This is a genomic window from Rubrobacter marinus (genome assembly GCF_011492965.1).
In the GTDB taxonomy this organism is placed as follows: Bacteria; Actinomycetota; Rubrobacteria; order Rubrobacterales; family Rubrobacteraceae; genus Rubrobacter_F; species Rubrobacter_F marinus.
This window is the reverse complement of record NZ_CP045121.1, coordinates 1000948-1014369: the sequence shown is the minus strand read 5'-3', so window position 1 is coordinate 1014369 and position 13422 is coordinate 1000948. Positions and strand designations below refer to the sequence as shown.

Genomic DNA, 13422 nt, shown 5'->3' with positions numbered 1-13422 from the left:
CTCCGCTCCGGACGGGATAATCCGGCGCCCCGTCCGGTACCATTGCCCCGTCGACGACCCTAAAGGAGATGGAATGTCGTACCTGGAAGGCAAGCTCAGAAGCCACGTACCCGCCGAGTCGGAGGGCGAGCACACGGGGTACGTGCTGGAGATCGAGGTGGATATGTCGGCGGTCGGGGACGCGGAAGGGCTGGTGGACGAAGGAGTCGCCATCACCGGCCACGTGGAGATCGTGGACTACCCCGAGCGGGGCAAGGTCCTGCTGTTCAGGGCTACGTCGGCGGCGGGGATGGACGAGGCGCCGGAGTAGCCCCGCAGGCTCCCCGATCCTCTTCGCCCGGAGCGCCGCCCCCTAGTACCACCGCAGCGCTTCGGCCTCTCCGTCCGCGGGGGGGTCCACGCCCTCGTTCCCGGAGGGCGTACTCTTCCCACCAGCGAGCCCTTTGGGCGGAAAGGTGCCCGGAGGGCTCGGAGAATCCATACCGTCGCAGAACGCGTCCAACAACGGGTTCCTCTCGTGCCACGCGGTCAACCCTTCCAACACGGCATACCCCTTCCAGACATCCGTTCCCGTCCGCCAACCTCCGCGAGAAGGATGCCAGCGCGGCTGCCCGGCTCAAAGGTGCAAATGGGCGATCTTCCCCTGATACAAACGCACCACGAGGGCCCGAAGCCCCGTCGAGGGACGAGCACAGGGAGCCCTGCGGAGAGCACCCCCCATTTGGGCTAGAAACGGACCACCCATAGGGCGTAGCAAAAGATGGCCCGTTTGCCCGAGGTCTCCCCTCTCCCCACAGGACACAATCGTCTCAATGAGACGCCGAGCAGCGGGAGGGCAAGAGATGAGAAAGCCAGTCTACATAGCCTCCAGGAGCGATCGCGTGCTCTGCCCCGCCTGCGGGATCGACGAGTTGCGCCGCGACGGAGGGGGTGGGGCCTGCTGCGAGAGGTGCAACCGCGCCTGGGCGAGGACGTGATGGCGGCCCTCGAGCAGATAGCCTCCCTGCCCGACGCCGCCGGGAGCCACCCCTGCGAGTGCGGCCACCCCGAGATGCGCCGCCTCCCCAAAGGCATCTTCCACTGCCCGTCCTGCGGCGCCGAGGTACTCCCGTCGCCGCCGACCCGATGGCCGACCCGGAGGCGAGGCTTACCGGAGCGGCTGGGCGTACGGGCTCTTCGGCAGGTCCGGCAGCTTCGCGGTCAACGGCGAGCTAAGCCGGTGGGAGGACCCCCTCGACAGGCTCCGTTTCTACCAGGGATGCCGGGCAGGTCGGGAGGCCCTCGGCTCCGAGATCGCGGCACTGGCGGGGTAGACCGAGATGTAACGAATCGCCCATTTGCTCGATGGGAAACCCTCTTCTCTAAAGGATAATTGTAGCAAGAACGAACGGCGGAAGGCGTAGGAATGAGAGAGCCGGTCTACTTGGCGTCCAGGACGGAGCGTACCCTCATCTCGCCTGCAAGGAGATCCTTCCGGTCACTGCCGTCGGTGGCGGAGATTCGGCCTAGGGCCTCCGGTGTCGGACGAACCTTTGTAGCTCAAGGGGGTAGCGCGATGTCGCACGGGACGAAACGCTTGGCGAGCGAGAAGGCGTTGCTGGCGATCGCGGGGCCGCTGTCTCTGCTTATGGCGATCGCCGCCATGATCGGTTGAGGAGGAGCTGCAAGCTCCGCCCGGGCAAGCTCTCCGGCGGGGCGCTTCTCTTGGGCTGCGGGGCGAGTGGGCGGGCCTGGAAGGATTCGAACCTCCGACACCTGGTACCGGAAACCAGTGCTCTATCCCCTGAGCTACAGGCCCGTAACGCGGGGAAACGCCGCATGATGGTACCGCAGGGCGGGCGCTGCTTCAACGAGTTCGGGGCCGGCTGAAAGCGTTCGGGCGGCTGCTATACTTGCCGCCACCTCTTATGTATGCGGTGATCTCGGACATCCACGGGAACCTGGAAGCCCTGGAGGCGGTCCTCGCGGACGTGCCCGAGGCGGTCGACGCGGTCTACTGCCTGGGCGACGTCGTAGGCTACGGGGCGAACCCGAACGAGTGCTGCGACCTCGTGCGCTCGCTGAACAGGCCGGTGATCTCGGGCAACCACGACCTCGCCGTGACGGACCTCTCGACGGACCTCGCGTGGTTCAACCCGGTCGCCGCCGCCGCGGTGGAGTGGACGCGTGAGCGCCTGAGCGAGGAGAACGCCTCGTTCCTGCTCACCCGCCCCAGGATGCACCAGGAGAGGAACGCGCTCTTCGTCCACGGCTCCGTCCGCGACCCCGACGAGTACATCATCAACAGCGCCTCGGCCGAGGCGAACCTCGCCCTGTTGAGGGCGGAGTACCCCGCGGTGGCGGTGTGCTTCTTCGGGCACACGCACGTCAAGACCGTCGTCCCGTCCCCGAACGGATCGGGGATCGGGGAGGGGATCCTGGACCTCTCCTCGGACGGGCCGTACCTGGTAAATCCGGGCTCCGTGGGGCAGCCGCGCGACGGGGACACCTTCGCCTCCTACGCGCTCGCGGAGAACGGGCCGGAGGGCGTCAGGGTCGCCTACCGCTTCGTCGAGTACGACATCGAGAAGGCGCAGGCCAAGATCCGGGCCGCCGGCCTCCCCGGCATGCTCGCCGACCGCCTCGCCCAGGGCCGCTGAACGAGGCCCCGAGGGCGTGGAGCCGGAGTTCCGGAAGCTCTTCTCCGTCGAAGAGGCGAACGCCCTCCTGCCGGAGTTGAAGGGTCTCCTGGACGAGGCGCGCGCCAGGCGCGACGCGATGCGCGAGAAGGCGCCCGACCTGCAGCCGATCGTCGAGGCCGCGTCGGGCAACGGCGGGGGGAGGAAGGGCTCGGAGTTCGGCGTCGACGCGTACAAGCTGCACCTCGCCGTCGGGCGCATCGCCGAGCTCGGCGTCGTCCTCAAGGACCTCGACTCCGGGCTCCTCGATTTCCCGCACTCACGGGAGGGCCGCGTCGTCTTCCTGTGCTGGCGCCCACCCGAGGAGCGGGTCGGGTTCTGGCACGAGATCGAGGCGGGCTACGCCGGCCGCCGGCCCCTCTAGGCCTTGAGGATCGTGCTCCAGCGCGTCGCCCGCGCCTCCGTCACGGTCGGCGACGAGCTCGTCTCGGAGATTGGCCCCGGGTTTTTGCTGCTCGTCGGCGTGGCGAAGGGCGACGGCGAGGCCGAGGCCGACTGGCTCGCCGAGAAGGTGGCGGGCCTGCGCGTCCTCGCGGACGAGGACGGCAAGATGAACAGGAGCGTCAGGGAGCTGGGCGGAGAGGTTCTGGCCGTCTCCCAGTTCACCCTGCTCGCCGACACGCGTAAGGGCAAGCGCCCGAGCTTCGTCGGCGCCGCCCCGCCGGAGGAGGCCTCCCCCCTCTTCGACTACTTCTGCGAGGGGCTCCGCGCCGCCGGGGTCCGCTCCGTAAGGACCGGGCGCTTCGGGGCGATGATGGACGTCGCGCTGGTGAACGACGGCCCGGTCACGATCGTGCTGGAGAGGTAGCCGGAACCGGTTCCGGCTACCTCTCCCGGCAGAACTGCGCGCTAGTGCGCCTGCGGCTGGCGGAAACCCCGGCCGGTCCGGCTGGCGGACGCCTCGGACGTCCTCTCCCTGAGCACGATCAGGCCGATCCAGACCAGCGCCGCGTCGAGGACGAGAGAGGAGGCGGGCAGCGGCGCGATGGTTAGCAGGGCGCCGACCACGAGGGCGACGGTCGCCGCGCGCGGGAGCACGCGCGCCCTGAGCATCGCGAGCCCGAAGAGCGCCCAGGAGAGCGCGAAACATATCCCGGAGATTATGAAGCCCGCGTTCAGCGGCCCCGCGGTCTCCTCCGCGTCGAGGAAGGCGGGCGCCTCGATCGCGGCGCTCGGGGCGACAAAGGTCAACGCCCACATCAGGCCCACGATCAGGCCCGTGCCGACGAGGGCGGCCAGAAAGCCGATCAGCCCCAACGACCCGGACGCCCCCTCGTGCCTGGCATACAAACCGGCCGCCGCGATCAGGAGCACCAAAGCCCCGACCAGATACAGGACGGAGACGACGGCGTAGGAGGTGGTCGAGGCCTCCTCGCTGAACCGCAGGGTGTCACCGTAACGCAGGGCCTGCACGAGAGTCCAGAGGTCGCCGATCAGCAACAACGCGCCGGCCGCCAGCGCCGCCATGCCTCCCAGCCGGACGAGGTTCGACGAAGACACATGCTTCCTCCTTGCTCGTAACACCACCATCTCGACCATATCCTCAAGCAACTGAAGTATCAAGTGCGGCGGCCGGGTTTTTCTGCGGATCTCTCCTCGGATGGAGAAGCCCGGCCAGGGGGTCACCGCGGCCGGCGGTCCGCCGGGGTGCCGGTCAGGTACAGGGTGGCGGGGCGGGTGTAGCCTTCGCGCCGGACGCGCTCGAGGAGGGCGGCGCGGCGCCTTCGGAGCCCCTCCGCCGTCGTGGCGGGGAGTCGCCGCAGGCCGTCGGGTTCGTCTCCGGCGAGAACGAGCCCGTCGAGGTGGCGGATGTGGCGGGGCGGCGAGACCGTCCATGCGACGCCTTCGAGCAGTGACTCGTGGAGCGCGACGAGGCGTTCCGGCGGGCCTATGCCGTAGAGCTCAGAGCCCGAGAGGGCGCGCGCCAGCGCCCGGTCGAGGTCTTCGTCCTCGAGCTGGACGGCCGGTAGCGTGTCGACGAAATCGCTCGTCGCGAGCCTGCCGCCCGGGCGGACGAGCCCGGCGAGGGCCGCGAGGGCTTCGCCGGCCGTCCCCTCCGAGACGTCGAGCTCGTGGAAGAGGCCGGCCGAGTAGACGAGGTCGAAGGAGCTCGGGGCGAAGGGCGGTTCGAAGACGTCGCCGGCATAGAGGTGGACCGGGGCCTCGAGGTCGGCGTCCTCGAGGAGCTCTCGCGCCCCCTCGACCTTCTCCCGGTCGTGGTCGAGGGCGGTGACGGTCCCGCGCCTGCCCACGCGAAGGCTCAGGCCCTCCAGCCAGAGCGGGGAGGCGCCACCGGCGTAGAGGACGTCGAGGCCCCGGACGTCGCCGATGAGGTCGAGCTCGCGGTCCGAAACGGCGATGAGGTCTTCCTCGTACTCGTCGCGCTCGGCCGGCGTCAAGCGCCCTCTGGATCCGTCGCGTCTAGCTATGCGAGCCCCCGATCCCGCCCGGCCGTGTGTCCTTCACGGGGACGGGTACACGGCCACCATCGGTCGAGGACCACGAGATCACGGCCTTCTCTTTCCTACGGTGGCGCGAAGGGCCCGCGACGCGGGTACCGGGCTCCACCGGCATCTTCCACTGGTTCCGGCGAGGGCGTCGCGGACCTGGGGTGCCAGGCGCCGTGTGACCTGTGCTGCTAAGGAGGGTTCGGCTCTAGCTGTCGCCCTCGTCTGCTCTGTCGCGCGAGGCGGCGTCCTCGTTGGTCCGGGCGTTCCGGGTACCCATGGGCCCCGATTCGCCCGCCTCGGGGTCGCCGCTCCCCATAGGTCCGGGGCCCGGGGATCCAGCCTCGTCCTCAGGAGGCTTCTCGTCCGGATCCTTTTTGGAACGACCTCTGGTTACCTTCTCTTCTTCGCTCATCGCCTGGGTCCTCTCACGTCGTTTTCTTGTTGCCAATGCTACTACGCCATGGGGCTCAAGACGAACCGACGGCTCGGGCGCGACCTGACCAGCAGGCGTCCCGGACGCCTCTGCCGTAGGGAGACTGCGGACAAAAGGCTGGTAGAATCTAAGGAGCGTAGAATCCGCTCTGCACCCTTCGAAGAGACCCGATAGACAGTCTTGCGGCCGTCGCTTGCCGCCGGCCGGACCTCGTGGGTCGAGGCGTCCCGGTCGGGCAAATGCCGCCGGATGTACGGGATCGTCGGCATGGGGGCGTATGGAGCTCGCTCGCTCCGGGCGTAATCGTACTCAGCTTCTCCGACTCGGGAATTTGGTTGCCATGAAGGTTTTGATAGCGAAGGAAATCGTCAAGTACCACGGGGGGGACCTGAAGATCCTCTCCGGCGCCAGCTTGTCCGTCGAGGCGGGCGAGAAGATCGGCCTCGTCGGCCGCAACGGCGCGGGCAAGACGACGCTCCTGAACGTGCTCTCCGGCGCCTCCGAGCCCAACGGCGGGAGCGTCGAGTACGTGGCGGGGTCGAAGGTCGGGGTAACGTCGCAGAGCCTCTACGTCGGCTCCGAGCGCAGCGTGGAGGAGGAGATCCTCTCGGCCTTCTCGTCCCTGATCGAACGCGAAGCGGAGCTCGAGGGGCTGGAAGCCAAAATCTCCGAGGACCCCTCCCCCGCCGTCCTGGAGCGCTACGGGCGCGTCCAGTCCGAGTTCGACCGCGACGGCGGCTACGAGTACCGCGCCCGCGTAGCCTCGACGCTCTCCTCCCTCGGCTTCGACCCCGACGATTGGAAGCGACCGGTCGGTTCTTTCTCTGGTGGGGAGCAGAGCCGGGTGGCGCTCGCGAAGCTCCTCCTCTCCGAGCCCGACCTCGTCCTCCTCGACGAGCCTACAAATCACCTCGACCTGCGCGCCATAGAGTGGCTCGAGGGGTTCGTCAAGAACGCGAAGAGCGCCGTCCTCGTCGTCTCGCACGACAGGTACTTTCTGGACGCGATCTCCGAGTCGATCGTGGAGCTCGACGACGGGAAGCTCACCCGCTACACGGGCAACTACACGAAGTACGTCTCGGAGAAGAAGGCGCGCGACGAGCAGCTCGCCCGCAAGGCCAAGGCGAACTCGGAGCGACGCGAGCAGCTCGAGCGCTTCATCGAGAAGAACCGGGCCAAGAACACCAAGGCGAAGCAGGCGAAGAGCAAGCAGAAGCTCCTCGACCGCATGGAGAAGGTCGAGGGCCCGAAGAACGGCAAGCGCGGCATGAAGCTCGACCTCTCCGGCGAGACCTCCCGGGCGGGGCGCGTCGTGCTGGAGATGGAGAACGCCACCTACGGCTACGACGGCGGCGAGCCCCTGCTGGACGAGGTGCAGCTCGTCGTCGAGCGCGGCGAGAGGGTCGCGCTGCTCGGCCCGAACGGGACCGGCAAGAGCACCCTGATGCGCCTCGCCACCGGCGAGCTCGAGCCGCGGGGCGGCATCGTCCGTCTCGGCAACAACGTCGTCGCGGAGTACCAGGACCAGCAGCTCGCGCGCCTCGAAGGCACGAAGACCGTGCTGGAGGAGACGATGGACGCGACCGGACTCGACGCCCCCGAGTCCCGCGAGCTTCTCGGCGCCTTCCTGTTCTCCGGGGACGACGTCTTCAAAAAGGTCTCCTCGCTCTCGGGCGGCGAGAAGAGCCGCCTGAGCCTCGCGGAGATCGTGGTGAGCGGCGCGAACCTGCTCCTCCTGGACGAGCCGACGAACAACCTGGACATCCCGGCCCGCGAGGCCCTCGAAGACGCCCTCAAGGGCTACCGGGGCACCCTGTTCTTCATCTCCCACGACCGCTACTTTCTCAAGAAGATCGCCACGCGCATCGTCGAGCTCGACAACAAGAAGCTGCGCAACTACCTCGGCGGCTACGACTACTACCGCGCCCACCGCCGCCTCGACGTCAAGGAGGGCGGCCGCAAGGCCCCGCGCCGCAGGGTCAGGCCCGGCCTCAACGGGCGCCAGAACATCGTCGCCACGCGCCTCGTCGCCGTGGAGGGCGAGATCGACGCGACCGAGCGCCGCGTCGCGAAGCTGGAGAAGGAGCTCGCCACCTCAGAGCTCTACGCCGACGGCAAGCGCTCCCGCGAGGTCGTCACCGAGCACCGCCAGCTCAAGGGCCTCCTCGACGGCCTCTACAACGACTGGACGGAGCTCATGCAGGAGGCCGAAGAGGTGGACCTGTAAGGGGTCCGCGCCCGTGAACGTCCGCATAAGGCTCGCCGGGGCCGGCGAGGACGATCGGGTGGCGTCCTGCGTCCGCGCCGCGTACTCGAAGTACGTCGGTAGGATCGGCAGGGAACCCGCCCCCATGCTCGCGGACTACGCGGCCCTCATCCGGGCGGGCGAGGTCTACGTGCTCGTCGACGGGAGCGTCGTCGCCGGCGTCCTGGTGCTGAGGCCGCTCGAGGACGCGGTGCTGGTGGAGAACGTGGCCGTGCGACCGTCGTACCAGGGGTCGGGGCTCGGGCGCGAGCTGATGCGCTTCGCCGAGGAGTTCGCCCACGAGAGCGGCGCCCGGGAGATCCACCTCTACACCAACGAGCGGATGACCGAGAACATCGCCTTCTACGAGAGGTTGGGCTACCGCGAGATCGAGCGTCGCCTCGACGACGGGTACCGGCGGGTCTTTATGCGCAAGGAGTTGCCGGAGGCGTAGGCCGCCGCCCGGCAGCGGGGATCGATAGGCTCGAAGCACGGGCGAGGCGGCGCGACGTCGCGGTAAGGGTAGGAGAGATCCGGGGAACCATCCCCGGGCTAGTCGGGACGAGAGGATTTGAACCTCCGACCTCCTCGTCCCGAACGAGGCGCGCTACCAGGCTGCGCTACGTCCCGACTGCGTCGCACATTATACCGAAGGGAGCCGCTTTGACCAGCCCGCCCGAGATATGGGCTACCGCCGCCTGAGGCCCTCCCAGAACGGGGAGAGCGCCTCGCGTGCCTCCCGCACCGGGGCGGGGGCCCCTTCCTCGCGGTACTCCCACCGCGGGGCGGCGCCGTCGAGCCCCCCGAGCGTCGCCTCGACGCAGCCGGAGAGGGCCGCGAGGTCGTAGCCGCCCTCGAGGACGAGCGCGGGCGGGGCGCAACGGGGTATCTCGCGGGTGAGGGCGGCCACCGAAGCCGCGGCCTCCCCGAAGAAGCCCTCGTCGAGGGCCATCCCGCCCAGCGGGTCGTCGCGGTGGGCGTCGTAGCCGGCCGAGACGATCACCACCCCGGGCTCGAACTCCCTCAGGACCGGCAGCAGCACCCCGAGAAGGCCGCGGCGTAGCGGTCGGCGCCGGAGCGGGCCGGGAGCGGCACGTTGGCGGTCATGCCCCGGCCCTCCCCCGCCCGACCTCGCCGAGCCCGCCGGTGCCCGGGTAGAAGGGGCTCCGGTGCACGGAGAGGTAGAGCACGTCCCCCCTCTCGTAGAAGATGTCCTGGGTGCCGTTGCCGTGGTGGACGTCCCAGTCCAGGATCGCGACCCGCTCGGCCCGAGGGAGCGGGCGTGGGCCGCCGCGACCGCCGCGTGGTTGAGGAGGCAGAAGCCCATCGCGTAACCGGCGCCCGCGTGGTGGCCCGGCGGGCGGACGAGCGCGAAGGACGGCGTCCCCCCATCGCGGCCTCCACCGCCGAGACGGCGGCCCGCTCGCGAGGACGGCCGCCTCCCACGAGTCGGCGTTCGTGGCCGTGTCCCCGTCCAGGTAGCCCCCGCCGCTCTCAGAGAGGGCGCGCAGGCCTTCGAGGTACCGTGCGTCGTGGACGGCCTCGAGAGCCTGCCGGGGCGCCGGTTCGGGGGCGGAGAGCTCGACGCCGGAGGCCCTGGCGCGTTCGGCCCCTTCGAGGGCGGCGGCCAGGCGTTCGGGCCTCTCGACGGAGGAGTTCGGGTTGCGGTGACGGGCGCAGAAGGGGTGGGTGTAGGCCCGGATCACGGGCTACTGCGCTATAAAGGCCGCGTCGCGGCCGGCGTAGAGCTCGAGGGCCCCGGCGACGGCCTCGGCGACGGTTGTGGGGTAGTACGGGTCCGAGGCGAGGTCCAGGTTCTCGGGGTTCGTGAGGAACAGGGGCTCCAGCATCACCGCCGGGATGTTCGTCTCGCGCAGGATGTCGTAGGAGCGGCCGAACTCGCCTATGTCGGCCGTCTCCAGGGCCCGGCTCACGCCCTTCTGGACGTAGGTCGCGGCCATCCTGCCGCGGTGCGAGCGGTAGCCGAGGCGCTCGAAGTAGAACGCGGCGGTGCCGCTGGCCTCCGGGGAGTGGTGGTGGGCGTGGTGGATCGAGACGACCATCTTCGCCCGGCTGGAGTTGGCGAGAAAGGCCCGGTCGGAGTTGGGGACGTCGTCGTCGCCGCTCCGGGTCAGGAGCACCTCGCGGGCGGGCAGTATCTGGGCGAGCTCCTGGGCGACCGCGAGGTTCAGGTCGGCCTCGGTGAGCCCGTTGGGGCACTTGAACCCGACGTCGCGCCCGCCGTGGGCGGCGTCGACGACGATCGTGCCGGCGAAGAGGTCCTCGGGGAAGTAGCCGCCGTTCTTGTCCGGGAGCTGGTGCGTGCCGAGGGACTGGGCCGCGTAGGTGTTGAGGACCTTGAAGACCCCGTCGTCGATCACGCCATCCGGGACGAGGCCGGCGTTGCGCTGAAACTCCTTTGTCGCGCGGGCGGTCCGCTCGTCGAAGAGCCCGTTGACGGCGCCGGGGTCGAAGCCGAGGTCGTGGAGCATGCGCTGCAGCTCGGTGACGTCGGCGCCCCTGAACGGGGGCTGGCGCAGGTAGAGGAGGCGCCCGCCCGGGCGGTAGCCGGCCTCGTAGACCTCACGCCAGGTGATGGGCCCGACGGAGCCGTCCGCGAGGATGCCCATCCGCTGCTGGAAGGCCCTCACCGCGAGCTCCGTCACGGGCCCGAAGACGCCGTCTATCCCCCGGTTGCCGAGGTCCAGGCCGAGGGCGAGCAGGCGGGTCTGGAGGTCCACGACCTCCCTCCCCCGGTCTCCCCTGCGCAGGGCGCGCACGGCCTAGCGCTCCCCCGTCATCGGAGGATCTTCTTGCGACGTCCTTGAGCCGTTGGAGAGGAGCACGGTGCGATCGGCCGAGGGGCCCAAAAAGCGAGGCGCCGGGCGGTCCGTGTCCTGGATCGCCCGGCGCCCGAAGGGCCTGGGGGCCGCGGTTTGGTGGAAGCCCCCGAGCCTGATGGGTCTAGTCCTCGACCACCCCGAGGATGTCGTCGGCGTCGAGGATCATGTAGTCCTCGCCCTCCAGCTTGATCTCGGTGCCGGAGTAGCGGGCGAAGACGATGACGTCGCCCTCGGAGACCTCGACCGCGACGGTGTTGCCGTCCTTGTCGGTCTTGCCGTTGCCGACCGCGACCACCTTCGCCGTCTGCGGCTTCTCCTTGGCGGTGTCCGGCAGCACGATGCCGGAGGCCGTCGTCTGCTCGCGCTCTATCATCTGGACCAGCGCGCGTGCGCCTAGCGGCTTGAACTTCATGGGATTCTGCCTCCTCTGTTCTTCCATTTCCTTACGGACCCGAAGCCCCGGTACCCACCGGGGCGCGGGGCCTCTCTACCCTGACACGGCCGGGATTGTAACGGAGCCCGTTGCGAAGGGCAATCGTCCCCGGGCGGACGCTCCTACAAGCCGAGCTGGGCGGCGAGCTGGTTCTTCGGCAGGGCGCCCACGGCCTGCTTCTGGATCTGCCCGCCTCGAAGCGGGTGATCGTGGGGATGCTCGTGATGCTGTAGCTCATGGCGGTCTGCGGGTTGTCGTCCACGTTGACCTTGACGAAACGCACGTCCTCGCGGCTCTCGCTCATCTCGTCGAGGATCGGGGAGACCCGCCGGCACGGCACGCACCACGGCGCCCAGAAGTCCACGATGACCGGCTTGTCGGCCTGCAGGACCTCGCTCTCGAAGTTCGCGTCGGTAACGTCGGTAACCGCCATGAGAATACCTCCAGGTTTCAAACGGTCTCTTACGACGACGCGATTCTAACACGACCCTCTTCCCGTTCCCGGCGGGGGGCGGCTACACGGTGTCGCGGTCGAAAACCTCGGAGAAGACCTCCACGCGGACGGTCTCGGCGAGCTCCTCGGCGCGGCGCGCCTCGAAGACCCCGGCGCCCAGGGACTCGGCGTTCGCCGCCGCGCACCCCGCCGCGAGGCGCACGGCCTCGACCGGCGTGAGCTTGCGGTGCAGGAGGCCGGCCAGCAGGCCCGCGAGGTAGGCGTCGCCGCTCCCGATCGTCGAGAGGGCCTCGACCTCGGGCGCCCGGGCCGAGACCACCCCTCCCTCCGCCGTGAGGTAGGAGTAGCCCGAGGACGAGGTGATGCACGCCCCCCTGGCCCCGAGCTCGACGAGGCGCCTCAGCCCCCGCAGGAAGTCGTCCTCCTCGATAAAGTCGAAGCCGGCGGCGCTCTCGGCCTCGTGCTGGTTCGGGCTGACGAGCGAGGGGACCTCCTTGAGCGCGGCCTTGAGGACCGTCGGCGGGGCGTCCACGACCGTGTAGAGCCCCCTGTCGCGGGCCTTCTGCACCAGCCCCGCGAGGTACCCCTCGTCCAGGTTGGCCGGCAGGCTCCCGGCGAAGACGACCGCCGTCGCGTACTCCATGAGGAACTCCAGGCGCCGGGAGAACTCGCGGGCCTCCTCGGGCGAGACCTCGGGGCCGCGTTCGTTGATCTCGGTCTGCGTGCCGTTCGTCGGGTCCACGATCGCGGTGGAGGTGCGAGACGGGCTCCTCATCTCGACGAGGTCGAACGGGATGGCCGCCTTGGAGAGGCCGTCCCGGATGGCGTCACCGTCGCGCCCGCCGACGAGGCCCGTCGCGAGGACCGGCACGTCCAGGGTGCGCAGGGCCCGGGCGACGTTTATGCCCTTGCCGCCCGCGAGCGAGATCCCCTCGGGCGAGCGGTGGCGCTCGCCGAGGGTCAGGCTCGGGACGACGAGGGTACGCGCGACGGCGGCGTTAAGGGTAACGGTCAGGATCATCTCCGCACCTCTCCTTCCCCAAAGGGTGCCTTTGGTATTCCTACTCGAAGATCCCGCCCGCTGTATACCACACCTTCCTGAAGATGGAGGCCTCCTCGTACCCGCCCTCGGCGACGAGCCTCGCCTCCCCTACCTTCTCACCGCCGACGTAGGCCTCGACCCTGCCCAGAGGGGTCCCCGGGCGCGCCTCCGGGGGCAGCTCCCCCACGACCTCGACCCGCTGCTCCACGGGCTCCCCCGCGCCGACGAGCCCGGTCACGGGCCCCTCGGCGACGAGCGCTACCTCCTCGTCGCGCCGGTACGGAACCGGGGCCTCGGCGTAGCGCTCGCCCTCGCGCACGACCTCCCGCCGGTCGTGGGCGGCGAAGCCGTACTCCAGGGCCTCGGCGGAGTCGCCGAAGCGGTCCTCGTCGTCGAGGACGACGGCGACGTAGGACTCGTCGCCGGACTCGGCCGCGGAGACGAGGCTGGGACCCGCGGCGGGCGTGGTCCCGGTCTTCACCCCGATGGCGGGCTCGTAGGAGAAGAGCAGCTCGTTCGTGTTCTGCAGCGGTATCTCGCGGTCCGCCGTGGTGATCGAGGCCGTCCCGAGGCCGACGGTCTCCGCGAACCCCCGGTAGCCGTACGCCTCGACGGTCGTCCGGGCGAGCTCCCGCGCCGTCGTGTGGTGGCCCTCGGCGTCGAAGCCTATCGGGTTCTCGAAGCGGGTGTCCCGGAGGCCCAGCTCCCCGGCCTTCTCGTTCATCATGGCGACGAAGCGCGAGACGCCCGCGTCTCCCCCGCCGGCTCCGCCGAGGTGCTCGGCCAGGGCGTAGGCGGCGTCGTCGCCCGAGGAGATCAGGGTGGCCATCAAGAGCTCCCGGAC

At 69.7% G+C, this 13422-nt stretch carries 15 protein-coding genes, 2 tRNA genes and 2 pseudogenes; 7 read left to right on the top strand and 12 right to left on the bottom strand.

The window, feature by feature from the left end; translation table 11 throughout:
* Nucleotides 1-73 precede the first annotated feature (73 nt).
* Nucleotides 74-310, top strand: coding sequence for a hypothetical protein (locus GBA65_RS05100; protein WP_166395659.1), 237 nt, complete (start codon nucleotides 74-76; stop codon nucleotides 308-310).
* 532 nt (nucleotides 311-842) lie between these two features.
* The gene (locus tag GBA65_RS25025; protein ID WP_266096542.1) at nucleotides 843-977 is read left to right on the top strand and encodes a hypothetical protein; all 135 of its coding nucleotides are present in this window, start codon (nucleotides 843-845) and stop codon (nucleotides 975-977) included.
* A gap of 748 nt (nucleotides 978-1725) precedes the next feature.
* On the opposite strand, the gene GBA65_RS05095 is transcribed toward GBA65_RS25025, so the two are convergent.
* Nucleotides 1726-1798 (bottom strand) — tRNA-Arg (locus GBA65_RS05095).
* A 118-nt stretch (nucleotides 1799-1916) separates the two neighbouring features.
* Between GBA65_RS05095 and GBA65_RS05090 the strand changes: the two genes are divergently transcribed.
* Genes GBA65_RS05090 through dtd form a run of 3 tightly spaced genes read left to right on the top strand, consistent with a single transcriptional unit; the run spans nucleotide 1917 to nucleotide 3486 of the window.
* Nucleotides 1917-2639: a metallophosphoesterase family protein gene (locus GBA65_RS05090; RefSeq protein ID WP_207956163.1), complete on the top strand. Its 723-nt coding sequence runs from the start codon at nucleotides 1917-1919 to the stop codon at nucleotides 2637-2639.
* A gap of 16 nt (nucleotides 2640-2655) precedes the next feature.
* Nucleotides 2656-3042, top strand: coding sequence for a DUF2203 domain-containing protein (locus tag GBA65_RS05085; RefSeq protein ID WP_166395658.1), 387 nt, complete (start codon nucleotides 2656-2658; stop codon nucleotides 3040-3042).
* A 3-nt stretch (nucleotides 3043-3045) separates the two neighbouring features.
* Entirely contained in the window at nucleotides 3046-3486 is a 441-nt protein-coding gene (gene dtd, locus GBA65_RS05080; protein ID WP_166395657.1) for a D-aminoacyl-tRNA deacylase, read from the top strand.
* A gap of 41 nt (nucleotides 3487-3527) precedes the next feature.
* Here the strand turns inward: dtd and GBA65_RS05075 are convergent, their stop codons facing one another.
* On the bottom strand, nucleotides 3528-4178 hold the full coding sequence (locus tag GBA65_RS05075) for a hypothetical protein (RefSeq protein ID WP_166395656.1): 651 nt from the start codon (nucleotides 4176-4178) through the stop codon (nucleotides 3528-3530).
* A gap of 122 nt (nucleotides 4179-4300) precedes the next feature.
* Nucleotides 4301-5077 carry a class I SAM-dependent methyltransferase gene (locus GBA65_RS05070; RefSeq protein WP_166395655.1) on the bottom strand — a complete coding sequence of 259 codons (777 nt, stop codon included), beginning with the start codon at nucleotides 5075-5077 and terminating at the stop codon, nucleotides 4301-4303.
* Nucleotides 5078-5910: 833 nt separating this feature from the next.
* Between GBA65_RS05070 and GBA65_RS05065 the strand changes: the two genes are divergently transcribed.
* Together GBA65_RS05065 and GBA65_RS05060 are read left to right on the top strand one after the other, a co-directional pair.
* Nucleotides 5911-7788: an ABC-F family ATP-binding cassette domain-containing protein gene (locus GBA65_RS05065; protein WP_166395654.1), complete on the top strand. Its 1878-nt coding sequence runs from the start codon at nucleotides 5911-5913 to the stop codon at nucleotides 7786-7788.
* Between the two features lie 13 nt (nucleotides 7789-7801).
* Nucleotides 7802-8260 carry a GNAT family N-acetyltransferase gene (locus GBA65_RS05060; protein WP_166395653.1) on the top strand — a complete coding sequence of 153 codons (459 nt, stop codon included), beginning with the start codon at nucleotides 7802-7804 and terminating at the stop codon, nucleotides 8258-8260.
* Between the two features lie 102 nt (nucleotides 8261-8362).
* Here the strand turns inward: GBA65_RS05060 and GBA65_RS05055 are convergent.
* The 9 genes and pseudogenes from GBA65_RS05055 to GBA65_RS05020 form a co-directional block, all read right to left on the bottom strand.
* Nucleotides 8363-8436 (bottom strand) — tRNA-Pro (locus GBA65_RS05055).
* Nucleotides 8437-8494: 58 nt separating this feature from the next.
* Nucleotides 8495-8848 (bottom strand): arginase family protein, encoded by a 354-nt coding sequence (locus GBA65_RS25020; RefSeq protein ID WP_166395652.1) that lies wholly within the window; start codon nucleotides 8846-8848, stop codon nucleotides 8495-8497.
* Nucleotides 8849-8909: 61 nt separating this feature from the next.
* Nucleotides 8910-9017: a hypothetical protein gene (locus GBA65_RS26135; RefSeq protein ID WP_407691065.1), complete on the bottom strand. Its 108-nt coding sequence runs from the start codon at nucleotides 9015-9017 to the stop codon at nucleotides 8910-8912.
* Nucleotides 9018-9127: 110 nt separating this feature from the next.
* A pseudogene (locus GBA65_RS26130) lies at nucleotides 9128-9304 on the bottom strand (hypothetical protein); the annotation flags it as partial.
* A gap of 211 nt (nucleotides 9305-9515) precedes the next feature.
* Nucleotides 9516-10586 (bottom strand): N-acetylmuramoyl-L-alanine amidase, encoded by a 1071-nt coding sequence (locus GBA65_RS05040; protein WP_166395650.1) that lies wholly within the window; start codon nucleotides 10584-10586, stop codon nucleotides 9516-9518.
* Nucleotides 10587-10770: 184 nt separating this feature from the next.
* A complete protein-coding gene (gene groES, locus GBA65_RS05035; protein ID WP_166395649.1) occupies nucleotides 10771-11061 on the bottom strand; it encodes a co-chaperone GroES in 291 nt (96 codons plus the stop codon).
* Nucleotides 11062-11204: 143 nt separating this feature from the next.
* Nucleotides 11205-11515, bottom strand: a pseudogene (gene trxA, locus GBA65_RS05030) (thioredoxin).
* Nucleotides 11516-11597: 82 nt separating this feature from the next.
* Entirely contained in the window at nucleotides 11598-12557 is a 960-nt protein-coding gene (locus GBA65_RS05025; protein ID WP_166395648.1) for a 1-phosphofructokinase family hexose kinase, read from the bottom strand.
* A 40-nt stretch (nucleotides 12558-12597) separates the two neighbouring features.
* Nucleotides 12598-13407: a D-alanyl-D-alanine carboxypeptidase family protein gene (locus GBA65_RS05020; RefSeq protein WP_166395647.1), complete on the bottom strand. Its 810-nt coding sequence runs from the start codon at nucleotides 13405-13407 to the stop codon at nucleotides 12598-12600.
* Between the last annotated feature and the right edge of the window lie 15 nt (nucleotides 13408-13422).

Coding starts and splice junctions, on each gene's coding strand:
- GBA65_RS05100 (WP_166395659.1), top strand. CDS start 74: ATGTCGTACCTGGAAGGCAAGCTCAGAAGCCACGTACCCGCCGAGTCG.
- GBA65_RS25025 (WP_266096542.1), top strand. CDS start 843: ATGAGAAAGCCAGTCTACATAGCCTCCAGGAGCGATCGCGTGCTCTGC.
- GBA65_RS05025 (WP_166395648.1), bottom strand. CDS start 12,557: ATGATCCTGACCGTTACCCTTAACGCCGCCGTCGCGCGTACCCTCGTC.
- groES (WP_166395649.1), bottom strand. CDS start 11,061: ATGAAGTTCAAGCCGCTAGGCGCACGCGCGCTGGTCCAGATGATAGAG.
- GBA65_RS05020 (WP_166395647.1), bottom strand. CDS start 13,407: ATGGCCACCCTGATCTCCTCGGGCGACGACGCCGCCTACGCCCTGGCC.